This window comes from Streptomyces sp. NPDC001373, from assembly GCF_042895815.1.
GTDB lineage: Bacteria > Actinomycetota > Actinomycetes > Streptomycetales > Streptomycetaceae > Streptomyces.
This window is the reverse complement of sequence record NZ_JBIAWQ010000012.1, coordinates 184,614-206,720: the sequence shown is the minus strand read 5'-3', so window position 1 is coordinate 206,720 and position 22,107 is coordinate 184,614. Positions and strand designations below refer to the sequence as shown.

The 22,107-nt window shown below is 71.6% G+C and carries 19 protein-coding genes and 1 tRNA gene; 16 read left to right on the top strand and 4 right to left on the bottom strand.

The features are described 5' to 3' along the window. The first annotated feature begins 29 nt into the window (after positions 1-29). The 9 genes from ACFY15_RS26035 (at position 30) to ACFY15_RS25995 (ending at position 11,794) form a co-directional block, all read left to right on the top strand. The gene (locus tag ACFY15_RS26035; protein WP_390826138.1) at positions 30-2,204 is read left to right on the top strand and encodes an acetyl/propionyl/methylcrotonyl-CoA carboxylase subunit alpha; all 2,175 of its coding nucleotides are present in this window, start codon (positions 30-32) and stop codon (positions 2,202-2,204) included. Positions 2,205-2,215: 11 nt separating this feature from the next. After that, positions 2,216-3,136, top strand: a complete 921-nt coding sequence (locus ACFY15_RS26030) for a hydroxymethylglutaryl-CoA lyase (protein WP_390687566.1) — start codon at positions 2,216-2,218, stop codon at positions 3,134-3,136. Between the two features lie 7 nt (positions 3,137-3,143). Further along, entirely contained in the window at positions 3,144-4,304 is a 1,161-nt protein-coding gene (locus ACFY15_RS26025) for an acyl-CoA dehydrogenase family protein (RefSeq protein WP_079427122.1), read from the top strand. A 192-nt stretch (positions 4,305-4,496) separates the two neighbouring features. Further along, positions 4,497-5,540: an ABC transporter substrate-binding protein gene (locus tag ACFY15_RS26020; RefSeq protein WP_390826137.1), complete on the top strand. Its 1,044-nt coding sequence runs from the start codon at positions 4,497-4,499 to the stop codon at positions 5,538-5,540. 26 nt (positions 5,541-5,566) lie between these two features. Next, a complete protein-coding gene (locus ACFY15_RS26015) occupies positions 5,567-6,499 on the top strand; it encodes a siderophore-interacting protein (protein ID WP_390687406.1) in 933 nt (310 codons plus the stop codon). A 139-nt stretch (positions 6,500-6,638) separates the two neighbouring features. Beyond that, the gene (locus ACFY15_RS26010) at positions 6,639-8,144 is read left to right on the top strand and encodes a pyridoxal phosphate-dependent decarboxylase family protein (RefSeq protein WP_390687407.1); all 1,506 of its coding nucleotides are present in this window, start codon (positions 6,639-6,641) and stop codon (positions 8,142-8,144) included. After that, on the top strand, positions 8,128-9,429 hold the full coding sequence (locus tag ACFY15_RS26005; protein ID WP_390687408.1) for a lysine N(6)-hydroxylase/L-ornithine N(5)-oxygenase family protein: 1,302 nt from the start codon (positions 8,128-8,130) through the stop codon (positions 9,427-9,429). The genes ACFY15_RS26010 and ACFY15_RS26005 overlap by 17 nt, the downstream gene beginning before the upstream one ends. Further along, on the top strand, positions 9,426-10,013 hold the full coding sequence (locus ACFY15_RS26000) for a GNAT family N-acetyltransferase (protein WP_390687409.1): 588 nt from the start codon (positions 9,426-9,428) through the stop codon (positions 10,011-10,013). The genes ACFY15_RS26005 and ACFY15_RS26000 overlap by 4 nt, the downstream gene beginning before the upstream one ends. Further along, entirely contained in the window at positions 10,010-11,794 is a 1,785-nt protein-coding gene (locus ACFY15_RS25995) for an IucA/IucC family protein (RefSeq protein WP_390687410.1), read from the top strand. Before ACFY15_RS26000 ends, ACFY15_RS25995 begins: the two co-directional genes overlap by 4 nt. Before the next feature lie 85 nt (positions 11,795-11,879). On the opposite strand, the gene ACFY15_RS25990 is transcribed toward ACFY15_RS25995, so the two are convergent. Then, the gene (locus ACFY15_RS25990) at positions 11,880-13,487 is read right to left on the bottom strand and encodes a family 20 glycosylhydrolase (protein WP_390687411.1); all 1,608 of its coding nucleotides are present in this window, start codon (positions 13,485-13,487) and stop codon (positions 11,880-11,882) included. A 63-nt stretch (positions 13,488-13,550) separates the two neighbouring features. Here ACFY15_RS25990 and ACFY15_RS25985 point away from each other — a divergent pair, with 63 nt between their 5' ends. From ACFY15_RS25985 to glmS, 3 genes are all read left to right on the top strand, one after another. Then, on the top strand, positions 13,551-14,441 hold the full coding sequence (locus tag ACFY15_RS25985; protein WP_390687412.1) for a DUF4429 domain-containing protein: 891 nt from the start codon (positions 13,551-13,553) through the stop codon (positions 14,439-14,441). A gap of 106 nt (positions 14,442-14,547) precedes the next feature. Further along, a complete protein-coding gene (locus ACFY15_RS25980; protein WP_079427144.1) occupies positions 14,548-14,823 on the top strand; it encodes a hypothetical protein in 276 nt (91 codons plus the stop codon). Positions 14,824-14,915: 92 nt separating this feature from the next. Continuing rightward, positions 14,916-16,733 carry a glutamine--fructose-6-phosphate transaminase (isomerizing) gene (gene glmS, locus ACFY15_RS25975; RefSeq protein ID WP_390687413.1) on the top strand — a complete coding sequence of 606 codons (1,818 nt, stop codon included), beginning with the start codon at positions 14,916-14,918 and terminating at the stop codon, positions 16,731-16,733. 98 nt (positions 16,734-16,831) lie between these two features. Here the strand turns inward: glmS and ACFY15_RS25970 are convergent, their stop codons facing one another. Beyond that, positions 16,832-17,401 carry a GPR1/FUN34/YaaH family transporter gene (locus ACFY15_RS25970; RefSeq protein WP_390687414.1) on the bottom strand — a complete coding sequence of 190 codons (570 nt, stop codon included), beginning with the start codon at positions 17,399-17,401 and terminating at the stop codon, positions 16,832-16,834. A 96-nt stretch (positions 17,402-17,497) separates the two neighbouring features. Next, positions 17,498-18,028 carry a universal stress protein gene (locus ACFY15_RS25965; RefSeq protein WP_390687415.1) on the bottom strand — a complete coding sequence of 177 codons (531 nt, stop codon included), beginning with the start codon at positions 18,026-18,028 and terminating at the stop codon, positions 17,498-17,500. Between the two features lie 520 nt (positions 18,029-18,548). Between ACFY15_RS25965 and ACFY15_RS25960 the strand changes: the two genes are divergently transcribed. From ACFY15_RS25960 to ACFY15_RS25945, 4 genes are all read left to right on the top strand, one after another. Beyond that, positions 18,549-18,827, top strand: a complete 279-nt coding sequence (locus ACFY15_RS25960) for a hypothetical protein (protein WP_390687416.1) — start codon at positions 18,549-18,551, stop codon at positions 18,825-18,827. Between the two features lie 376 nt (positions 18,828-19,203). Beyond that, positions 19,204-20,376, top strand: coding sequence for a helix-turn-helix domain-containing protein (locus ACFY15_RS25955; RefSeq protein WP_390687417.1), 1,173 nt, complete (start codon positions 19,204-19,206; stop codon positions 20,374-20,376). A 91-nt stretch (positions 20,377-20,467) separates the two neighbouring features. Further along, complete coding sequence (gene orn / locus ACFY15_RS25950; RefSeq protein WP_042814799.1) at positions 20,468-21,070, top strand: oligoribonuclease; 603 nt, start codon at positions 20,468-20,470, stop codon at positions 21,068-21,070. Between the two features lie 104 nt (positions 21,071-21,174). Beyond that, positions 21,175-21,247 (top strand) — tRNA-His (locus ACFY15_RS25945). Between the two features lie 111 nt (positions 21,248-21,358). Here the strand turns inward: ACFY15_RS25945 and ACFY15_RS25940 are convergent. After that, positions 21,359-22,033, bottom strand: a complete 675-nt coding sequence (locus ACFY15_RS25940; RefSeq protein WP_390687418.1) for an NADPH-dependent F420 reductase — start codon at positions 22,031-22,033, stop codon at positions 21,359-21,361. Between the last annotated feature and the right edge of the window lie 74 nt (positions 22,034-22,107).

Sequence of the window (22,107 nt, the reverse complement as noted above, 5' to 3'; positions counted from 1 at the left end):
CCGTGACTTGTGACGTGAGGACCTCACTGATGTTCAGCACTGTTCTGGTGGCGAACCGGGGCGAGATCGCCGTACGGGTCATCCGCACCCTGCGGGAGCTCGGGATCCGCTCCGTGGCCGTCTTCAGCGACGCCGACGCGGACGCGCGGCACGTACGGGAGGCCGACACGGCCGTCCGGATCGGCCCGGCGGCGGCCGCCGAGAGCTACCTGTCGGTCGAGAAGCTGCTCGACGCCGCCCGGCGCACGGGGGCCGAGGCGGTCCACCCCGGGTACGGCTTCCTCGCGGAGAACGCCGCCTTCGCGCAGGCCTGCGCGGAGGCCGGGCTGGCCTTCATCGGGCCGCCCGCCTCGGCGATCTCCCTGATGGGCGACAAGATCCGGGCCAAGGAGACCGTGAAGGCCGCCGGGGTGCCGGTCGTGCCCGGTTCCTCGGGCAGCGGGCTGTCCGACGCCGAACTGGTCGAGGCCGCCGAGAAGATCGGCATGCCGGTGCTGCTGAAGCCCTCCGCGGGCGGCGGCGGCAAGGGCATGCGGCTGGTCCGGGACGGGGCCCTGCTCGCGGACGAGATCGCGGCGGCCCGGCGCGAGGCGCGCTCCTCCTTCGGCGACGACACCCTCCTGGTGGAGCGCTGGGTGGACCGGCCGCGGCACATCGAGATCCAGGTGATGGCCGACGCACACGGCAACGTGGTGCACCTGGGCGAGCGCGAGTGCTCGCTCCAGCGGCGCCACCAGAAGGTCATCGAGGAGGCCCCGTCGGTCCTGCTGACGCCGGAGATCCGGGCCGCGATGGGCGCGGCGGCGGTCGAGGCGGCGCGGGCCTGCGGGTACGTCGGCGCGGGCACGGTGGAGTTCATCGTGCCGGGCGGGGACCCGTCCTCGTACTACTTCATGGAGATGAACACCCGCCTCCAGGTGGAGCACCCGGTGACCGAGCTGATCACCGGCCTGGACCTGGTGGAGCTCCAGCTGCGGGTGGCCGCGGGTGCGGAGCTGGGCTTCGGGCAGGACGACGTCACCCTGACCGGGCACGCGATCGAGGCCCGCGTCTGCGCGGAGGACCCGGCGCGCGGGTTCCTGCCCTCCGGGGGGACGGTGCTGGCGCTGTCCGAGCCCTCGGGCGGTGCGGTGCGGACGGACTCCGGGCTGGCGGCCGGGGTGGACACGGGGTCCACCTACGACCCGATGCTCTCGAAGGTCATCGTCCACGGCCCCGACCGCCCGACGGCCCTGCGCATGCTGCGGGCCGCCCTCGCGGACACCGTGATCCTGGGCGTCCAGACCAACGCGGGCTTCCTGCGGAGGCTGCTGGCCCACGAGGACGTGGTGTCCGGGAACCTGGACACGGGGCTCGTGGAGCGGGACCTGCCGTCCCTCCTGCCGGAGGGGGTCCCGGCCGGGGTGTACGCCGCCGCGGCGCTCCTGGCCCAGGCCGCTCTCCCCCACCCCGCCCCTTCCCGCGACCAGGGGCTCCTCCCCCGGACCCCCGCGCCGCAGTCGCCGGCGGGTCTGGATGTGGCCGGCCCCGGTGCGGACAGCGCCAGCGCGTGGGCGGACCCGTTCTCCGCTGCCGACGGCTGGCGCCTGGGCGGCACCCCGGCCTGGACCGTCCACCACTTCCGCCTCCCGGGCCAGGACCCGGTCACCGTCCGCACCCGGCAGCGGGGCACGGAGCAGGAGATCCTGCTCGACGGTCCGACAGGCGACGGCGGCGCCGCACCGGACTCAGCCTGGCCGGCGATCGAGGCGCGGGGTCCGGGGCAGAGCCACAGGACGCCGGCCCGCGGCCGCATCATCAAGCTCAGCCACGACCGCCTCACGGTCGAACTCGACGGCGTCACCCACCACTTCGCCCACGCCAGCTCCCCGGAGGGGACCTGGCTGGGCCGCGACGGCGACTCCTGGCACCTCCAGCGGCACGACCCCGTCACCGCGGCCCTCAGCGGCCGCGGCCATGCCGGGGCCGACACGCTCGCCGCCCCGATGCCCGGCACCGTCACCGTGGTCAAGGTGGCCGTCGGCGACAAGGTGGCGGCCGGGCAGAGCCTGCTGGTGGTCGAGGCGATGAAGATGGAGCACGTCATCTCCGCCCCGCACGCCGGCACCGTCACGGAACTCGACGTCACCCCCGGTACGACGGTGACCATGGACCAGGTCCTGGCCGTCATCACCCCCGACGAGGACGCGGAGGTCGACGCGTGAACGGGCTGCCCATGACCGTCCCGGCGCCCGCCGGGCTCCCGCCTCGGGTGCGGATCCACGAGGTCGGCGCCCGCGACGGGCTCCAGAACGAGAAGACGGCCGTCCCCACCGAGGTGAAGGCCGAGTTCATCCACCGGCTGGCCGCCGCAGGCCTGACCACGATCGAGGCCACCAGCTTCGTCCACCCCAAGTGGGTGCCGCAGCTGGCGGACGCCGAGCAGCTCTTCCCCCTGCTCTCCGACGTCCCGGCGGACCTGCCCGTCCTGGTGCCCAACGAGCGCGGCCTCGACCGCGCCCTGGCCCTCGGGGCCACCCGCATCGCGGTGTTCGGCTCGGCCACCGAGACCTTCGCCGCGCGCAACCTGAACCGTACGGTCGCCGAGTCCCTCGCCATGTTCGAGCCCGTCGTGGCCCGGGCCAAGGACGCCGGGGCACATGTGCGCGGCTATCTGTCGATGTGCTTCGGCGACCCCTGGGAGGGCGCGGTCCCGGTCCACCAGGTGGTCCGCGTCGCCAAGGCCCTGCTGGACCTGGGCTGTGACGAGCTGAGCCTCGGCGACACGATCGGCGTCGCCACCCCCGGCCACGTCCAGGCGCTGCTGGGCGAGCTGAACACGGCCGGCGTGGGCACCGACCGGATCGGCGTGCACTTCCACGACACCTACGGCCAGGCCCTCTCCAACACCCTCGCCGCGCTCCAGCACGGCGTGACCACGGTCGACGCCTCCGCCGGCGGCCTCGGCGGCTGCCCGTACGCGAAGAGCGCCACCGGCAACCTGGCCACCGAGGACCTGGTGTGGATGCTCGACGGCCTCGGCATCGAGACCGGGGTCGACCTGGCCGCCCTCACCGCCACGAGCGTGTGGATGGCCGAACGGCTGGGCCGTCCCAGCCCCTCCCGTACCGTCCGCGCCCTCTCCCACAAGGAGTAACGAAGCCATGCCCCTCGACCACCGGCTCACCCCCGAGCACGAGGAACTCCGCCGCACCGTCGAGGCGTTCGCGCACGACGTGGTGGCACCCAAGATCGGCGACCTGTACGAGCGCCACGAGTTCCCGTACGAGATCGTCCGCGAGATGGGCCGCATGGGCCTGTTCGGCCTGCCCTTCCCCGAGGAGTACGGCGGCATGGGCGGCGACTACCTCGCGCTCGGCATCGCCCTGGAGGAGCTGGCCCGCGTCGACTCCTCGGTGGCCATCACCCTGGAGGCGGGCGTCTCCCTGGGCGCCATGCCGCTCTACCTCTTCGGCACGGAGGAGCAGAAGCGGGAGTGGCTGCCGAAGCTGTGCTCCGGCGAGGTGCTCGGCGCGTTCGGCCTGACCGAGCCCGGCGCCGGCAGCGACGCGGGCGGCACCCGCACCACCGCCGTCCGCGACGGCGACGAGTGGGTGATCAACGGCTCCAAGTGCTTCATCACCAACTCCGGTACGGACATCACCGGTCTGGTCACGGTCACCGCGGTCACCGGCCGCAAGGCGGACGGCCGTCCGGAGATCTCCTCGATCATCGTCCCGTCGGGCACCCCCGGCTTCACGGTCGCGGCCCCGTACTCCAAGGTCGGCTGGAACTCCTCGGACACCCGCGAGCTGTCCTTCGACGAGGTCCGGGTGCCGGTCGCCAACCTCGTGGGCCAGGAGGGCCGCGGCTACGCCCAGTTCCTGCGGATCCTCGACGAGGGACGCATCGCCATCGCGGCGCTGGCCACCGGCCTGGCGCAGGGCTGTGTGGACGAGTCGGTGAAGTACGCCAAGGAGCGGCAGGCCTTCGGCAAGGCGATCGGCGACAACCAGGCCATCCAGTTCAAGCTGGCCGACATGGAGACGCGCGCGCACATGGCCCGCCTCGGCTGGCGCGACGCGGCCTCGCGGCTGGTGGCGGGCGAGCCGTTCAAGAAGGAGGCGGCGATCGCCAAGCTGTACTCCTCCACGGTCGCCGTCGACAACGCGCGGGACGCCACGCAGATCCACGGCGGCTACGGGTTCATGAACGAGTACCCCGTGGCCCGCATGTGGCGGGACTCCAAGATCCTGGAGATCGGCGAGGGCACGAGCGAGGTCCAGCGCATGCTCATCGCCCGTGAACTGGGCTTCGCCGGCTGATTCCGACCCCGCCCCCGCACCACCCCGACGAACGGCCCGCGCCCCCGGCGCGGGCCGTTCCGCGTCCGTGCGTCCGTGCGCCCCCGGAGAAAGTTAGGGCCGCCTTACCGCTTCCGGCAAAGGTTAGGCTAACCTTCCTCCCGAACGCCCCACCCTCGCAGCCGCCCTGCACGCACGAAAGCGGACACCGACATGCCCAAGCCCAACTCCCCCTTCCTCTCCCGCCGCGGCCTCGTCGCGGCCGGCGGTGCCCTCGGCCTCGTCGCGGCGCTCACCGCGTGCGGCGGCACCGACAGGGCGAAGGACGGTGCGGGCGACAAGGGCACCACCGCCGCGTCAGGCCCCTGGAGCTTCAAGGACGACCTGGGCAAGGAGGCCACCGCCAGGTCCACGCCCAGGAACATCGTGGCCTACACCGGCACCGCCGCCGCGCTCTCCGACTACGGCGTGCAGGTCAAGGGCGTTTTCGGCCCGACCAGGCTGGCGGACGGCAAGCCCGACCCGATGGCCGGCACGATGGACATCTCCAAGGTCGAGGTCCTCGGCAACGTCTACGACGAGTTCAACGTCGAGAAGTACGCGGCCCTCAAGCCGGACCTCCTCGCCACCAACACCTGGGACGGCACGTACTGGTACGTCCCCGAGGCCTCCAAGGACAAGATCCTGAAGCTGGCCCCGGCCGCGGCGATCGGCGTCGGCGACAAGGTCTCCATGGACAAGGCCCTGGAGCGCACCGCCGACCTCGCCAAGTCCCTCGGCGCCGACCTCGGCACCAGGAGGAGCGCCGACGCGAAGGCCCGTTTCGACGCCGCCTCCGCCAAGGTCCGCGAGGCCGTCAAGGCCAACCCGGGCGTCAAGGTACTCGTCGGTTCCGGCTCCGACCAGATGTTCTACGTCTCCACCCCGAAGACCTCCGCGGACCTCAAGTACTTCGAGTCCCTCGGCGTCGAGTTCATCACCCCCGAACAGGACAAGCTGGACCCGCAGGGCTTCTTCGAGAGCCTCAGCTGGGAGAACGCCGGCAAGTACAAGGCCGACGTCATCCTCCTCGACAACCGCACCCAGGCCCTCCAGCCCGAGGCCCTGAAGGCCAAGCCGACCTGGAACGAGCTCCCCGCGGCCAAGGCCGGCCAGGTCGCCCCGCGCGTGACCGAGCCGATCTACTCGTACGAGAAGTGCGCGCAGATCCTCGAGGACCTCGCGAAGACCATCCAGAACGCCAAGAAGCTCGGCTGACCCGGTAAGCCCAGGGGGACCTCCGCATGACCGCCACCACCGCTTCCGACTCCGCCGCTCCCGCCGGCGACGCGGCTCCGGCCGCCGCGCACTTCCGTTTCTTCACCCTCGAAGTCCTGCGCACCCGCCGCCTCGGCCACTCCTTCCTGCGCGTGACCTTCGGCGGCGAGTCCCTCGCGGACTTCCGCTCGGGCGGCTACGACCAGAGCCTCTCGCTGTTCCTGCCGTGCGGGGACCAGGAGCACACCGAACTCCCCTCCACCGAAGAGGACACCTGGTTCGGGGCCTGGCGCGCGATGCCGGACGAGGAGCGTCCGGTGATGCGCTCGTACACCGTGCGCGAGCAGCGGCGCACGGACGGCGGGGCACACGAGGTGGACATCGACTTCGTCCTCCACGGGGACTCCTCCCCGGCCTCCCGCTGGGCGGGGCGGGCCGTCACCGGCCGCCGGATCATGGCGATCGGGCCGGCCGTGGCGGAGAACAAGTCGGTCCGCTTCCAGCGGCCGGCCGGCGCCGGCGCGGTGCTGATGTACGCGGACGAGACGGCCCTGCCGGCGGCCGCGGCGATCCTGGACCGACTGCCCGCCGGGACCCGGGTGAAGGCCTGGTTCGAGGTCCCGCACGCGGACGACCGGCTCGGCCTGCACACCCTCGCGGACACGGACATCACCTGGATCGTGCGCGAGAAGGGCGCGGGTGCCGCGGAGCGCGTGGAAAGGGTCCTGTCCGCGCTGCGCACGGCGGAACTCCCCGCCTCCGAGGCCCCCTACGTCTGGCTCGCGGGCGAGGCGGGGACGGTCAGGGCGGTACGGCGCCATCTGGTGCAGGAACGTTCCGTCGACCGGCGGGCGGTGCGCTTCACCGGCTACTGGCGGCTCGGCGCGAGCGAGGAGCAGCTGCTCGCCGAGGCGTACGCGGGACAGGCCCCGAGCGAGGACCCCACGTCCGAGCTGTAGTCGACTCGCGCCGCCCGCAAGGCATTTGGGGAAGGGCCCCGGCACCTGCCGGGGCCCTTCCCCGTTTGTGATCTTATTTAGGTTAGGCTAACCTAAGTTCTGCACGCCACCCCCCGCATCCCTGCCCGGAGGAAAGTTGATGCGCTCGCATCTGCTGAACGAGACGACCGCGGACCTGTACCGGCGCACCGTCACCGAGGGCGTCGACCGCGTCGCCGCCAAACTCGCGACGACGCAGCGCCCCCACACCGGCATCTCCGTGGACGAACTCGCCCCGGTCATCGCGGGCATCGACCTCGACCGCCCGCTGGGCGACGCCGCCGCCGCCCTCGACGAGCTGGAGGACGTCTACCTGCGGGACGCCGTCTACTTCCACCACCCGCGCTACCTGGGCCACCTCAACTGCCCGGTCGTCATCCCGGCGGTGGTCGGCGAGGCCGTCCTGTCGGCCGTCAACTCCTCCCTCGACACCTGGGACCAGTCCATCGGCGGCACGCTCATCGAGCGCCGCCTCATCGACTGGACCGCCCGCCGCATCGGCCTCGGCGAGGGCGCGGACGGCATCTTCACCTCCGGCGGCAGCCAGTCGAACTTCCACGCGCTGCTCCTGGCCCGCGACGAGGCCTGCCGGATCGTCATGAAGCGGGCCCTGGACCGGGGAACCGAGCTCACCAAGGCAGAACTCCTGCCGAAACTGCGGATCTTCACCTCCGAGGCCAGCCACTTCAGCGTGCAGAAGTCGGCCGCCATGCTCGGCCTCGGCTACGAGGCGGTCGTCGCGGTCCCCGTCGACCGGGGCCGCCGCATGGACACCTCCCTGCTCGCCCTGGAGCTGGAGAACTGCGCCGCCGAGGGCCTCTTCCCGATGGCCGTCGTCGCCACCGCCGGCACCACCGACTTCGGGTCCATCGACCCGCTCCCCGAGATCGCCCGCCTGGCCTCCGAGCACTCCGCGTGGATGCACGTGGACGCCGCCTACGGCTGCGGACTGCTGGTCTCCCCCACCCGCCGGCACCTCCTCGACGGCATCGAGCACGCCGACTCGGTGACCGTGGACTACCACAAGTCCTTCTTCCAGCCCGTGAGTTCCAGCGCGATGCTGGTCCGCGACCGCGACACCCTCAAGCACGCCACCTACCACGCGGACTACCTCAACCCGCGCCGGATGGCGGAGGAGCGCATCCCGAACCAGGTCGACAAGTCCATCCAGACCACGCGCCGCTTCGACGCCCTCAAGCTCTGGATGACCCTGCGCGTCATGGGTGCCGACGGGGTCGGTTCTCTCTTCGACGAGGTCGTCGGCCTTGCCGCCGCCGGCTGGGAGATCCTCGACGCCGACCCCCGCTTCGAGGTGGTCGTCAAGCCGCAGATCTCCACCCTGGTCTTCCGCTACGTCCCCGCCGCCGACGGCGACGGCGACGGCCCGCGCCCCGAGCTCCTCGACGAGGCCCAGCTGCACGCCCGCAAGGCCCTGTTCGCCTCCGGCGAGGCCGTCGTCGCCGGAACCAGGGTCGACGGGAAGCAATACCTGAAGTTCACCCTCCTCAACCCGCAGACCACGACGGCCGACATCACCGCCGTCCTCGACCTCGTCGCCGCACACGCCGAGCAGTTCCTGGGAGAGTCCCTTGCCGTCCACCACTGAGCCCTACGACTTCATCGGCATCGGCCTGGGCCCCTTCAACCTGGGACTCGCCTGCCTCACCGCGCCGATCGGCGAACTGAACGGCCTGTTCATCGAGTCGAAACCGCACTTCGAGTGGCACGCCGGGATGTTCCTCGACGGCGCGCACCTGCAGACGCCGTTCATGTCGGACCTGGTCACCCTCGCCGACCCGACCTCGCCCTTCTCCTTCCTGAACTACCTGAAGGACAAGGACCGGCTGTACTCCTTCTACATCCGCGAGAACTTCTACCCGCTGCGCGCCGAGTACAACGACTACTGCCGCTGGGCCGCCGACCGGCTCGACAACGTCCGGTACTCCACCTCCGTCACCGAGGTGGCCCACGACGAGGCGGCCGGCCTCTACGCGGTGCACACGGACGGCGGCGAAACGTTCCTGGCCCGCCGCCTGGTCCTCGGCACCGGCACCCCGCCGCACGTCCCCGCGTCCTGCGAGGGACTCGGCGGCGACTTCCTCCACAACTCCTCCTACATGGAGCACAAGGAAGCCCTGCAGAAGAAGAAGTCGATCACCCTGATCGGCTCGGGCCAGAGCGCGGCCGAGATCTACCACGACCTGCTCGCCGAGATCGACGTCCACGGCTACCAGCTCAACTGGGTGACCCGCTCCCCGCGCTTCTTCCCGCTGGAATACACCAAGCTCACCCTGGAAATGACCTCCCCGGAGTACGTGGACTACTTCCACGCCCTCCCCGAGGAGACCCGATACCGGCTGGAGACCCAGCAGAAGAACCTCTTCAAGGGAATCGACGGCGAGCTGATCAACGCCATCTTCGACCTGCTCTACCAGAAGAAGATCACCATGCCGGGCCCGGTCCCCACGACCCTGCTCACCAACACCTCCCTGAACAGCACGGCGTACGACACCACCACCGGCACGTACACCCTCGGTCTGCGCCAGGAGGAGCAGGAGCGGGACTTCTCCCTCGCCACCGAGGGCCTGGTCCTCGCCACGGGCTACAAGTACCGCGTCCCGGAGTTCCTGGCCCCCGTCCGCGACCGCCTGAACTTCGACGGCCACGGCCGCCTCGACGCCGGCCGCAACTACGCCGTCGACGTCACGGGCCGCGGGATCTACCTCCAGAACGGCACCACCCACAACCACTCGATCACCTCGCCCGACCTGGGCATGGCCGCGTACCGCAACGCGTACCTCGTCGGAGAGCTGCTCGGCCGCGAGTACTACAAGGTCGAGAAGTCCATCGCGTTCCAGCAGTTCGCGGCCCCGGAAGGCATGCACGCATGAGCACCACCGAGACCCTCTTCACCCGCACCGACCCCGCCCTCGGCACCTTCTCGATCCGGCCGCTGGACCCGTTCAGGGACGCCGAGCTGCTGCACGGCTGGGTCACGCACCCGAAGGCCTCGTTCTGGATGATGCAGGACGCCACCCTCCCGGACGTCGAGCGCGAGTACGTGCGCATCACCACGCACGCGCACCACCACGCCTTCCTCGGCTTCCACGAGAGCCGCCCGGCCTTCCTGATGGAGAGCTACGACCCGGCGCGGCTGGAACTCGTCGGCCTCTACGACGCGCAGCCGGGCGACGTGGGCATGCACTTCCTCGTCGCCCCCACCGACACCCCGCTCCCCGGATTCACCCGCGCGGTCATCACCACGGTCATGGCCGCCCTCTTCGCGGACCCGGCCACCGAGCGCGTCGTCGTCGAACCGGACGTCCGCAACACGGCGGTCCACGCCCTCAACGAGGCGGTCGGCTTCGTCGCCGAAGGCCCCGTCACCAAACCGGAGAAGGAAGCCCTCCTCAGCTTCTGCACCCGCGCCCGCTTCGAGGCGGCCACCGCCCTCGCCACCGGGGGCTCGATATGAACCTCTCCGCCGACACCGCCCACCTCACCCCGGAGCTGTGGACCCGCGCCAACCGCGCCCTGGTCCGCAAGGCCCTGGCGGAGTTCTCCCACGAACGCCTGCTGACCCCCGAGGCCCTGGGCGGGGACCGCTACGCGGTCCGCAGCGACGACGGCACGGTCGAGTACCGCTTCCGTGCCGTCCGCCACGCACTGGACCACTGGTCGGTGGACGAGGCCTCCGTCACCCGCCACCGCGGCGGCGAAGAGGCCGAGCTCGACGCCCTGGACTTCCACATCGAGCTCCGGGAGACCCTGGGCCTGAGCGCGGAGGTCCTCCCGGTCTACCTGGAGGAGATCTCCTCCACCCTGGCCGGTACGGGCTACAAGTACACCAAGCCCCAGGTCTCCTCCGCCGTCCTCGCGAAGTCCTCCTTCCAGGACATCGAGACGGGCATGACGGAGGGCCACCCCTGCTTCGTGGCCAACAACGGCCGCCTGGGCTTCGGGGTGCACGAGTACCGCGCGTACGCCCCCGAGACCGCGAACCCGGTCCACCTGGTCTGGGTCGCCGCCCGCAAGGACGTCTCCACCTTCACGGCGGGCGCGGGCCTGGACCACGACACGTTCCTGCGCGAGGAACTGGGCGAAGCCGCCGTCGCCGGCTTCTCGGCGAAGCTCACGGCCCTCGGCCTCGACCCGGCGGACTACCACTTCCTGCCCGTCCACCCCTGGCAGTGGTGGAACAAGACCACGGTCACCTTCGCCGCCGAGATCGCCAACCGCCGCCTGGTCCTCCTGGGCGAGGGCGAGGACGCCTACCTCGCCCAGCAGTCCATCCGCACCTTCTTCAACACCACCACGCCCACGAAGCACTACGTGAAGACGGCCATCTCGGTCCTCAACATGGGCTTCATGCGTGGGCTGTCGGCCGCCTACATGGAGGCCACCCCCGCCATCAACGACTGGCTCCACGAGCTGATCGAAGGGGACGAGGTCCTCCGGTCGGTCGACTTCTCGATCATCCGCGAGCGCGCGGCGATCGGCTACCACCACCGCCAGTACGAGCGCGCGACGGACCGCTGGTCCCCGTACCGCAAGATGCTGGCCGCCCTGTGGCGCGAGTCCCCCGTGAACTCCCTGCGCGACGGGGAGCGCCTGGCCACGATGGCCTCCCTCCTCCACGTGGACGAGGACGGGAAATCCCTGGTCGGCGCCCTGATCGCGGAGTCGGGCCGCACCCCCGCCGAGTGGCTGAAGCCCTACCTGCGCGCGTACCTCCTGCCCCTGCTGCACTGCTTCTACCAGTACGGCCTCGCCTACATGCCGCACGGCGAGAACACGATCCTGGTGATCAAGGACGGCGTGGTCCAGCGGGCGATCTTCAAGGACATCGCCGAGGAGATCGTCGTCATGGACCCGGACGCGGTCCTCCCGCCGGCGGTCGAACGCATCCGGGCCGACGTCCCGGAGGACATGAAGCTCCTGTCGATCTTCACGGACGTCTTCGACTGCTTCTTCCGCTTCCTGAACGCGATCCTGGTGACGGAGGGCATCTGCACCGAGGAGGTCTTCTGGCGCGCGGTGGCGGACTGCGCCCACGACTACCAGGACTCCGTCCCCGCCCTGGCGGACCGCTTCGCCCGCTACGACCTCTTCGCACCCGAGTTCCAGCTCTCCTGCCTGAACCGCCTCCAGTTGCGCAACAACAAGCAGATGGTCGACCTGACCGACCCGTCGGCGGCCCTCCAGCTGATCGGCACCCTCGAGAACCCCGTCGCGCCCTTCGCCGCGCGACGGTGACCAAGGGAGGGGCGCGGCTTCGACACGGTCCCTCGAAGCCGCGCCCCTTCGGCGCGCCCGGCCCCCGTGGGGACGAGCCCGCCGGCTACGGCCACGGCACCTCCGGCGCGCGGTAGTAGGCGATGTCCTGGGCGTCCAGGCGGGGACCCTGGGCGGCCAGGCGCAGGCGGTGGGCGCTCCAGTCGTGCGCGGAGGCCGGGGACCAGGCGATCTCCGCCAGGCTGAGGAGGCGGGGGAAGGCCATCAGCTCCCAGTCGGAGCGGGTGGAGATGGTCTCCGTCCAGAGCGGGGCCTCCACCCCCAGGACCGCGGATTCGGGGACGCCGGGGAGGTGGGTGCCCGGGTTCCAGGCGTAGGCGCGCGGGGCGGGGACGTAGCCGGCCCAGGCCAAACCCGGCTTGGTCTGCTTGTCGTACTTCATGTCGAGGTAGGCGTGGTCCGCCGGGGAGAGGACCACGGGGTGGCCGGACTTCGCCGCCGCGGCGACCGCGGACTTCTCCGCCGCGGACGTCCTGTCGTGGCCCCAGTACTGGAGGACCGCGCCCGGGGCCGGGCGGGCGGAGGCCAGCTGGTGCCAGGCCATCACCCTCTTGCCGTGCCTGGCCACCACCGCCTGGGCCCGGTCCATGAAGGCCGCGTAGTCCGCCGCCGGGGTGGAGTGGGCCTCGTCGCCGCCGATGTGGAGGTAGGGGCCGGGGGTGAGGGCGGCGAGTTCGCCGAGGACGTCGTCGATGAACTCGTAGGTGCGCTCCTTGCCCACGCACAGGGAGCTGAAGCCGACCTTGACGCCGGTGTAGCGCTCGGGCGCCCTGCCGTCGCAGGTCAGCTCGCCGTACGAGGCCTGGGCGGCGTTGACGTGGCCCGGCATGTCGATCTCCGGGACGACGGTGACGTAGCGGTCCGCCGCGTAGCCGACCAGGTCCCGGTAGTCGGCCTTGGACCAGGAGCCGCCGGGGCCCCCGCCGACCTCGCTCGCGCCGCCGTACTCGGCGAGGCGGGGCCAGGAGTCGACGGCGATCCGCCAGCCCTGGTCGTCGGTGAGGTGCACGTGCAGGGTGTTCATCTTGTACTGGGCGAGCTGGTCGACGTAGCGCTTGGCCTGCTCCACGGGGAAGTGGTGGCGCGCGACGTCGATCATCGCCCCCCGGTAGGCGAAGCGGGGGGTGTCCGTCACCGTCCCGCCCGGGACCGTCCCCGCACCCCGCGCCGGCAGCAGCTGGCGCAGCGTCTGGCCCGCGTGGAAGAGGCCCGCCGGGGTGCGGGCGGTGAGGGTCACGCCGGTGGGGGTGGTCCGGAGCCGGTAGCCCTCCTCGCCCAGCTCCCCGGCCCCGCCGTCGAGCCGCAGCCGGACCCCGTCGCCGCCCTCGCCGCCCTCGCCGTCCACCACCGGCAGCGGCAGCCCGGTCGGCCCGCGCAGTTGCTCCGCGAGGAGCTCGCCGACCCGCCGGACCTCCTCCGGTGCGCCCGGGCCGCCGGTGCGGACGACGGTGCCCGCCCCGAAGGCGTACCCGGGGCCCTCGGGCCGCACGGAGGCCGGGGCCGGCAGGAGCCGCTCGAACGGGGAGAGGGGGGCGGAGGCGGCGGCCGGTTTGGCGTCGTCGCCGTGCGCCGCGGTGCAGGAGACGGGGGCGGTGAGGAGCAGGAGGGCGCAGAGGGCGCCGGGCGTGCGGCGCGGTACTCGCAGGACTCTCATGCGCCCAGGTATAGGCCCAACGGCCGCCCCGCGGGGCTCACATACCGGTGGGAGAATCCACGGATGGCGGAAATCATCCAGAAGGACGGTACGTGGACCTTCGACGGGGACGCGGTGCGCATCGTGCCGGGCCGCGACAAGGGGGTGGGGCTGCTGCGGCAGCAGCTCGGTGAGGTGGTCGTGCCGCTGCGCGCGATCGGGGGGATCAGTTACGAGCCCGGGCGCAAGGCGGGCCGGCTGCGGCTGCGGCTGCGCGACGGCGCGGACCCGCTGCTCCAGGTGACGGGCGGGCGGCTGCCGGAGCAGTCCGACCCGTACCGGCTGACCGTGGAGCCGGACCGGACGGGGGTGGCGGAGTACTTCGTGGACGAGGTGCGCAACGCGCTGCTGCTGGACGGGGTGGACCCGGGCCCGTCGGACACGTACCTGCTGCCGGGACCGTCGGTACCGGTCTCGGTCGCGGCGGGCGGCGGGAGCGCGGCCTTCGACGGCGACCGGGTGGTGCTGGACTGGAACTGGACCACCGAGGAGGCGAAGGCGTCCGGGGGGCCGCGCGAGTTCCGGGTCGGGGACGTGCGGACCGTGGAGTGGGCCCCGTCGAAGGGGCTGGAGAACGGCTGGCTGCGCTTCACCCTGGCGGGCGCCCCGCCGGCCCCGGCGCCCAAGTACGACCCGTGCACCGTGGAGCTCTTCGGGTTCAAGAAGGACCCCCTGATGGCGTTGGTCGCGGCGGCGGTGGCGGTACGGATGCCCCACCCCGCGGCCCCGGTCCCCGCTCCGGAGGCCCCCGCCGCCCTCCCCCTCGCGGAGGCGGCCCCGGCCCTGGCGGGCGAGCCGGCGGACCACGACACCCTGCTGCGGCGCCTGCGCGAGCTGGGGGAACTGCACCGGAACGGGATCCTCACGGCCGAGGAGTTCTCGGCGGCGAAGGCCGCCATTTTGGGTGGTTTCTAACCAAACGAGACCGGAATCACCCATTCCTTGGTCCAGACCAGCATGATCCTGCCCGATTCCGGGCAGGATCTTTGCGTTTCTGCCCCTGGGCCGTCAATATCTACTGGTGCTCGACCGCCGACCGTCGCATGACGAACTCGTCGACCACCTGGTTCGCACCACCGCGCTGCAGCGCGGCGAGGCCGCCCGGGTGGTGCTCGACGTGCTCGCGTACTTCGACGAGACGACCGAGGAGTTCGTCCGTCGCCGCCACCGCGAACTGCAGTCCGGTGGAGCGGTCAACGCGGAGATCTTCGAGCGGATCGCGGCGGAACTGCCGCACCGCGCCGTGGCGCCCCCGGAGCTCTCGCTCCGGCAGCTGCGCCGCATCGTCTACGGCTGAGACGCCGCATCGTCTCCAGCCGGGACGGGGCCCCACACGGGGCCGGTACGCGTCCGGGCACGGACACCGAACTTCAGGAGGGGCAACACCGTATGTGCGGAATCGTCGGTTACATCGGCAAGCGTGACGTGGCACCACTGCTGCTGGAAGGCCTCCAGCGGCTCGAGTACCGCGGCTACGACTCGGCGGGCATCGTCGTCAACAGCCCCAAGTCGGCGGCCCTGAAGGTCGTCAAGGCCAAGGGCCGGGTCCGCGACCTGGAGTCCCGCGTCCCCAAGCGCTTCGCCGGCACCACCGGCATCGCCCACACCCGCTGGGCCACCCACGGCGCGCCGAGCGACATCAACTCGCACCCGCACCTCGACGCCGAGAACAAGGTCGCGGTCGTCCACAACGGCATCGTCGACAACGCCGCCGAGCTCCGTGCCAAGCTGGAGGCCGACGGCGTGGTCTTCCTCTCCGAGACCGACACCGAGGTGCTCGTCCACCTGATCGCCCGCTCCCAGGCCGTCACCCTGGAGGAGAAGGTCCGCGAGGCGCTCAAGGTCGTCGAGGGCACCTACGGCATCGCCGTCATGCACGCCGACTTCGCCGACCGCATCGTCGTCGCCCGCAACGGCTCCCCCGTGGTCCTCGGCATCGGCGAGAAGGAGATGTTCGTCGCCTCGGACGTCGCCGCGCTCGTCGCCCACACCCGCCAGGTCGTCACCCTCGACGACGGCGAGATGGCCACCCTGAAGGCCGACGACTTCCGCACCTACACCACCGGCGGTACGACGACCACCGCCACGCCCGAGACCGTGGAGTGGGAGGCCGCCTCCTACGACATGGGCGGCCACGACACGTACATGCACAAGGAGATCTCCGAGCAGCCCGACGCGGTCGACCGCGTGCTGCGCGGCCGGATCGACGACCGCTTCTCCACCGTGCACCTGGGCGGCCTGAACCTGGACCCGCGCGAGGCGCGCGGCATCCGCCGGGTCAAGATCCTCGGCTGCGGCACCTCGTACCACGCGGGCATGATCGGCGCGGGCCTCATCGAGAGCCTGGCCCGGATCCCCGCCGACGCCGAGCCGGCCTCCGAGTTCCGCTACCGCAACCCGGTCGTGGACCCCGACACCCTGTACATCGCCGTCTCCCAGTCCGGTGAGACCTACGACGTGCTCGCGGCGGTCCAGGAGCTCAAGCGCAAGGGCGCCCGCGTCCTCGGCGTGGTCAACGTCGTCGGCTCCGCCATCGCCCGCGAGGCCGACGGCGGCGTGTACGTGCACGCCGGCCCCGAGGTCTGCGTCGTGTCCACCAAGTGCTTCACGAACACCGTCACCGCCTTCGCCCTGCTCGCCCTGCACCTGGGCCGCATCCGCGACCTGTCCGTCGCCGACGGCAAGCGGATCATCGAGGGCCTGCGCAGGCTCCCCGGCCAGATCCAGGAGATCCTGGAGGGCGAGGAGGACATCAGGAAGCTGGCGGCCGAGTACGCCGAGGCCAAGTCGATGATGTTCATCGGCCGGGTGCGCGGCTACCCGGTGGCCCTGGAGGCCTCCCTCAAGCTGAAGGAGATCTCCTACATCCACGCCGAGGCCTACCCGGCCTCCGAGCTCAAGCACGGCCCGCTCGCGCTCATCGAGCCGGCGATGCCGACGGTCGCGATCGTCCCGGACGACGACCTGCTGGAGAAGAACCGCGCGGCGCTGGAGGAGATCAAGGCCCGCAGCGGCCGGATCCTGGCGGTCGCCCACCGGGTGCAGGAGAAGGCCGACCACACGATCCTCGTCCCCAAGAACGAGGACGAGCTCGACCCGATCCTGATGGGCATCCCGCTCCAGCTGCTGGCGTACCACACCGCCCTGGCCCTGGGCCGGGACATCGACAAGCCGCGCAACCTGGCCAAGTCGGTCACGGTCGAGTAGCAGCCGCACCCTCGCGCCGCGCCCACGGCACACGACAGGGGCGCCACCGGAACTCCGGTGGCGCCCCTGCCCGTTGTGCCCGCGGTCCGGGCGGCCGCTCAGCCCGCCGCGACCGCTCCGCGGCCGGCCGGCCTGCCGAAGGCCATCGGCCAGTGGGCCAGCGCGGCGGTGGCCCCGTACCAGGCCAGGAGCCCGGAGACGGCCGCGACCCAGCCGCCCGCCTTGGCCAGGCCCGCGCTGTCCGCGAATGAGGCTATGGCCAGCAGGACGAGGGAGAGGGTGAGCAGACCGTGGACGCCCTGGCCGAACAGGCCGCCGGTGGCGGCGAGGGTGAGGGTCAGCGCGAGCATCGCGAAGAGGACCAGAAACGTTCCGGCCGCCTCGTCGGACACCGCGGCGCCCGCGCCCCTGGCCCAGGTGAACCAGAAGACGCCCAGGCCCGCGAAGGCGGTGCCGTTGAACCCGTTGCCGCCCCGGTACTCCAGGAGGCCGAGGAGGAAGAGGGCCGCGCCGCCGACGTAGGTCGCGAGCGACACGGAGTCGGCGGCGGTGACACCGGAGAGGACGCCGGTGTGGCCGATACCGAACGCGAGAAGGGTGAGTCCCAGGGCGATGTTCCCCAGGGTCGAAGTCGAGGCCGTGCTTCCCGCAGAGACACCGTTGTCCACGGCGGGCTCCCTTCGATCTGCAGTTGTTGCTGCGTCCCAGCAGCACTTATCTACCCTTTACACGGGTTCACAACCGCACAACCGGAATGCAGGGGATCACGGAATGACAACGACCGGTCGCTGTGCGCGCTTGGCCAGACGCCCCGCGACCGAGCCGAAGATCCGGCCGACGATGCCGTGGGTGGAGCCCACCACGATGGCGTCCGCCGAGTACTCCCGGCCGACCTCCTCCAGTTCGTGGCAGATGTCCCCGCCCCGCTCGACCAGGATCCACGGCACCTCGGACAGGTAGTCCGCGCAGGCCAGCTCCAGCCCCAGCACCTCGGTGCGGTGGTCCGGCACGTCCACGAAGACCGGCGGCTCGCAGCCCGCCCACACCGTGGTCGGGAGCCGGTTCGCCACGTGCACGAGGATCAGGCCGGAGCCGGAGCGCCGGGCCATGCCGATCGCGTAGGCGAGGGCGCGCTCACTGGACGTGGAGCCGTCGAAGCCGACCACCACTCCGTGCCGGAAGGCCGGGTCGCAGGGCAGGCGTGTCTGTTCCACCGCGCGCAGGTCGCTCGATACGGAATCGGCGAGGTGCTTGCGCTTGCGGTCCGCGGGTTCGAAGAATTCGTGACCGGCCATGGATGTCTCGGCGAAAAGTCCTCGGGGGAAGCGACAGGGGCGGTTGCGGCGGCTCGGGCTTTCTGACGGCGACGCGGGCGTTTCGACGACGCTGCGTGACGGAGTTCTGTCCTGGAAGCATCTTTCCAAGCCCTTACCCACCAGGGTACGGCGACACTCCCGTCCTGCACAGGGCATGCCGCCCTTGGAGAGCGTCCAAGGGAGCATGCCGGAGAGGAGCCCCCTTGGCAATGGCCGCTGTCCCCTACAGCCAGTGACGGAAGACCCGCGCGCCACCCGTGCGCGCAGTGACCGGCGCCTGTGCGCGGGCGTTGGACAGGCGTCCGACCGTCCAGGAAGAGCCCGCAGGGAGTACGCCGTGCCCGGCCATCCGGTTCACCCCGTCCAGCCCGTCCAGCCCGCTCCGCCGACGCAGTACACCCCGTCCGCCCGGTCCCCCCGCCTCTCGCCGGGCCGCTCCCGGCTTCACCCGTCCGGGGGGTCCGCCGCGGCACGTCCGCATGACGACCCCGCGGGTGACGTGGTGCGCTGGGCGGCCTTCAGCTGCCTGCTCGTGCCCGTGGTCCTGGTGGTCTACGGGACCTCGTACGGCGGGGCCGCGGTGGCGACCCTGGGGCTGGCGGCCGTCACGGCGGCCTGCCGGGTGCTGCTGCGACACTCGGAGAAGGCCGGGCGGGCCGCCGCCCGGGTGCGGCCGGAGGAGCCGCCTCCGCACGGGCACCGGGGCCGGCACTCCCGCAGCGGGTCCGGAGCGCACCGCGGCTGCCACGGCTCCCCGGGCCTCTCCCCTCACGACTGACCGATTCGCACGTACACACCCGGTTGTTTTCAGCCAACTTCCGGACTGGGCGCTTCCCTTGCCGGAATGTCCCCTCAACTTCCCCACCACCAGCGACGACAGAGCGAAGGGGGCGAAAACACCCCATGGGGACTGGCCACGACCGGATCGCGAGGTTCCCGTACGGGTAGCGGAGTGGAACGCTTCCTGATCGAATGCTTTTCGCCAAGTTGCCAAGTCGACATAGCGGTGCGTGCTGAACTTGTCACGCCGACACCACGGGACGCAGTAGATTCGATCATGTATTTACGGCGGGGGATCCACGTGCAAGGCCGAGGGGAAACGTGCAGGTGCGACCAGACCAAGGAGTCGCGACACCCAAGGGGGGCTTAGCGCCATGAGCCAGGATTCCACCGCAGTCATCGCCGACGCGGGCAGGAAGCTCGCGGGGCGTCGCCGCAGAGAGATCGTCGCCGTGCTGCTGTTCAGCGGCGGGCCGATCTTCGAAAGTTCCATTCCGCTGTCCGTGTTCGGCATCGACCGCCAGGACGCCGGAGTTCCGCGCTACCGACTGCTCGTGTGCGCCGGGGAGGACGGTCCGCTGCGGACCACCGGCGGACTCGAACTGACCGCGCCCTACGGGCTGGAGGCCATCGCCCGGGCGGGCACGGTCGTGGTCCCCGCCTGGCGCTCCATCACCTCCCCGCCGCCGCCGGAGGCGCTCGACGCCCTGCGGCTGGCGCACGAGGAGGGCGCCCGGATCGTCGGCCTGTGCACGGGAGCGTTCGTGCTCGCCGCCGCCGGGCTGCTGGACGGCCGGCCCGCGACGACGCACTGGATGTACGCGCCGACGCTGGCCAAGCGCTACCCGTCCGTCCACGTCGACCCGCGCGAGCTCTTCGTCGACGACGGCGACGTGCTGACGTCCGCCGGCACCGCGGCCGGAATCGACCTGTGCCTGCACATCGTGCGAACGGACCACGGCAGCGAGGCGGCCGGGGCACTGGCCCGCCGGCTCGTCGTCCCGCCGCGCCGCACCGGCGGCCAGGAGCGCTACCTCGACCGGTCGCTGCCCGAGGAGATCGGCGCCGACCCGCTCGCCGAGGTCGTGGCATGGGCCCTGGAGCACCTCCACGAGCAGTTCGACGTGGAGACACTGGCCGCCCGCGCCTACATGAGCCGGCGCACCTTCGACCGGCGGTTCCGCTCGCTCACCGGCAGCGCGCCGCTCCAGTGGCTGATCACCCAGCGGGTGCTCCAGGCGCAGCGGCTGCTGGAGACCTCCGACTACTCGGTCGACGAGGTCGCCGGACGCTGCGGCTTCCGCTCCCCGGTCGCCCTGCGCGGCCACTTCCGGCGGCAGCTGGGGTCCTCCCCGGCCGCCTACCGCTCCGCCTACCGGGCGCGCCGGCCGCAGGCCGACGGGGCCCCCGTGTCGGAGATCTCGGGGACCCCGCTGCCGCACCAGCGCACCCCGCAGCCCCAGCGGGCCGCGGCGGCCCTGGCCGCCTCCGGTCCGAGCGTGACGGAGCTGTACGCCCCGGGCCGGGTGCTGCGCGAGCACGCGTAGCCGCCGCCCGGACGTCCGCGAGACGCACGACGAAGGCCCCCCGCAAGGGCAGGACACCACGGCGGGGGGCCTTCGGCATAAGGTGGGACGCATGAACGATCGCATGGTGTGGATCGACTGCGAGATGACCGGGCTCTCGTTGACGGACGACGCACTTATCGAGGTGGCCGCGCTGGTCACCGACTCGGAGCTCAACGTGCTCGGCGAAGGCGTGGACATCGTGATCCGCCCGCCGGACGCGGCCCTGGAGAACATGCCGGACGTGGTGCGCGAGATGCACACCGCCTCCGGCCTGCTCGACGAGCTGGCCGCCGGCACGACCCTGGCCGACGCGGAGGCGCAGGTCCTGGCGTACGTGCGCGAGCACGTCAAGGAGCCTCGCAAGGCCCCGCTGTGCGGGAACTCCGTCGGCACCGACCGCGGCTTCCTGTCGCGCGACATGCCGGCGCTGGAGGCCCACCTGCACTACCGGATCGTGGACGTGTCCTCGGTCAAGGAGCTGGCGCGCCGCTGGTACCCGCGGGCCTACTTCAACAGCCCGCCCAAGAACGGCAACCACCGGGCGCTCGCGGACATCAAGGAGTCCATCGCCGAGCTGCGGTACTACCGCGAGGCGGTCTTCGTGCCGCAGCCGGGACCCGACTCGGACACGGCCCGGGCCATCGCCGCCAAGCACGTGGTCGCCGGCGAGTAGGACCGCCGCGGGAGCCGCCGGATGGGTACGGGGAAAGGGGGGAGCGAGCACCCTCCCGGACCCTGTACCCTTTTCTTCGGCCGGTCGTTCCACGACCGGGCATGGTGGGTGTAGCTCAGTTGGTAGAGCACCTGGTTGTGGTCCAGGTGGCCGCGGGTTCGAGTCCCGTCACTCACCCTGTGGGAAGGCCCCGGTTCGCGTGAGCGAGCCGGGGCCTTCCGCGTTCTCCGGGGCCGGGTCGATCCCGATCTCGGCGTGGGGCCGGCTGCGCGCCCCGTCCGGGCGGGGTCAGGAGGAGGGGCGGGCCGTCTGGACGTGGAAGTTGAACTCCGCGTGCCCCAGGGAGCCCATCAGGCGCAGCCACAGCGGCAGGAGCATCTCCGTGCCCCGTGCGGTCTCGATGCCGCCGAGGTCGATGATCGACGCGTCGGGCCAGCCGAAGGAGCTCAGCAGGCCGTGGACGGCCTTCTTCGCGTCGGCGTCGTCGCCGGAGAGGAAGACGGAGTGCTCGCCGGGGACCCGGGCGGGATCGACCATGATCTGGCAGTTCATGGTGTTGAGCGTCTTGACCACCCGCAGTTGCGGGAAGGTGCGCTGGATCAGCTCGCCGAGGCTGTCGTCGTCGACCGGGTCCAGGCGGGGCGGGAAGCCGTGGGAGAAGTCCAGCGGGTTGGCGATGTCGATGAGGATCTTGCCGTCGAGGTGGGCGGCGTCCGCCTCCCTCAGGGCCTCGACGCTGACCCGCCCGCCGGTGGCGTTGACCAGTGTCTCGCCGCGCCGCGCGGCCTCCGGGAAGGGGGCCAGGCCGATCGAGGGGTGGGCCTCCTGCCATTCGGCGTACTCCGCCCGGTCGAGGGTGGCCCGCGGGTCGCGGGTGCCGATGACCACCTCGTGGCCCAGCGAGGCCAGGCGGTCGGCCACGGTGCGGCCGACGATGCCGGTGCCGAGAACTGCGTAACGCATGCGGATGTCCAATCGGGAGGGATGTGGCACGTGCCGTGCGCGGGGTGCCGCCGGGCGGGTCGGCCGGTGCCCGA

Bases quoted from the DNA above. Each gene is read 5' to 3' on its own strand.
- ACFY15_RS26035 (WP_390826138.1), top strand. From the start codon at position 30: ATGTTCAGCACTGTTCTGGTGGCGAACCGGGGCGAGATCGCCGTACGG.
- ACFY15_RS26030 (WP_390687566.1), top strand. From the start codon at position 2,216: ATGACCGTCCCGGCGCCCGCCGGGCTCCCGCCTCGGGTGCGGATCCAC.
- ACFY15_RS26025 (WP_079427122.1), top strand. From the start codon at position 3,144: ATGCCCCTCGACCACCGGCTCACCCCCGAGCACGAGGAACTCCGCCGC.
- ACFY15_RS26020 (WP_390826137.1), top strand. From the start codon at position 4,497: ATGCCCAAGCCCAACTCCCCCTTCCTCTCCCGCCGCGGCCTCGTCGCG.
- ACFY15_RS26015 (WP_390687406.1), top strand. From the start codon at position 5,567: ATGACCGCCACCACCGCTTCCGACTCCGCCGCTCCCGCCGGCGACGCG.
- ACFY15_RS26010 (WP_390687407.1), top strand. From the start codon at position 6,639: ATGCGCTCGCATCTGCTGAACGAGACGACCGCGGACCTGTACCGGCGC.
- ACFY15_RS26000 (WP_390687409.1), top strand. From the start codon at position 9,426: ATGAGCACCACCGAGACCCTCTTCACCCGCACCGACCCCGCCCTCGGC.
- ACFY15_RS25995 (WP_390687410.1), top strand. From the start codon at position 10,010: ATGAACCTCTCCGCCGACACCGCCCACCTCACCCCGGAGCTGTGGACC.
- ACFY15_RS25990 (WP_390687411.1), bottom strand. From the start codon at position 13,487: ATGAGAGTCCTGCGAGTACCGCGCCGCACGCCCGGCGCCCTCTGCGCC.
- ACFY15_RS25985 (WP_390687412.1), top strand. From the start codon at position 13,551: ATGGCGGAAATCATCCAGAAGGACGGTACGTGGACCTTCGACGGGGAC.
- glmS (WP_390687413.1), top strand. From the start codon at position 14,916: ATGTGCGGAATCGTCGGTTACATCGGCAAGCGTGACGTGGCACCACTG.
- ACFY15_RS25965 (WP_390687415.1), bottom strand. From the start codon at position 18,028: ATGGCCGGTCACGAATTCTTCGAACCCGCGGACCGCAAGCGCAAGCAC.
- ACFY15_RS25955 (WP_390687417.1), top strand. From the start codon at position 19,204: ATGAGCCAGGATTCCACCGCAGTCATCGCCGACGCGGGCAGGAAGCTC.
- orn (WP_042814799.1), top strand. From the start codon at position 20,468: ATGAACGATCGCATGGTGTGGATCGACTGCGAGATGACCGGGCTCTCG.
- ACFY15_RS25940 (WP_390687418.1), bottom strand. From the start codon at position 22,033: ATGCGTTACGCAGTTCTCGGCACCGGCATCGTCGGCCGCACCGTGGCC.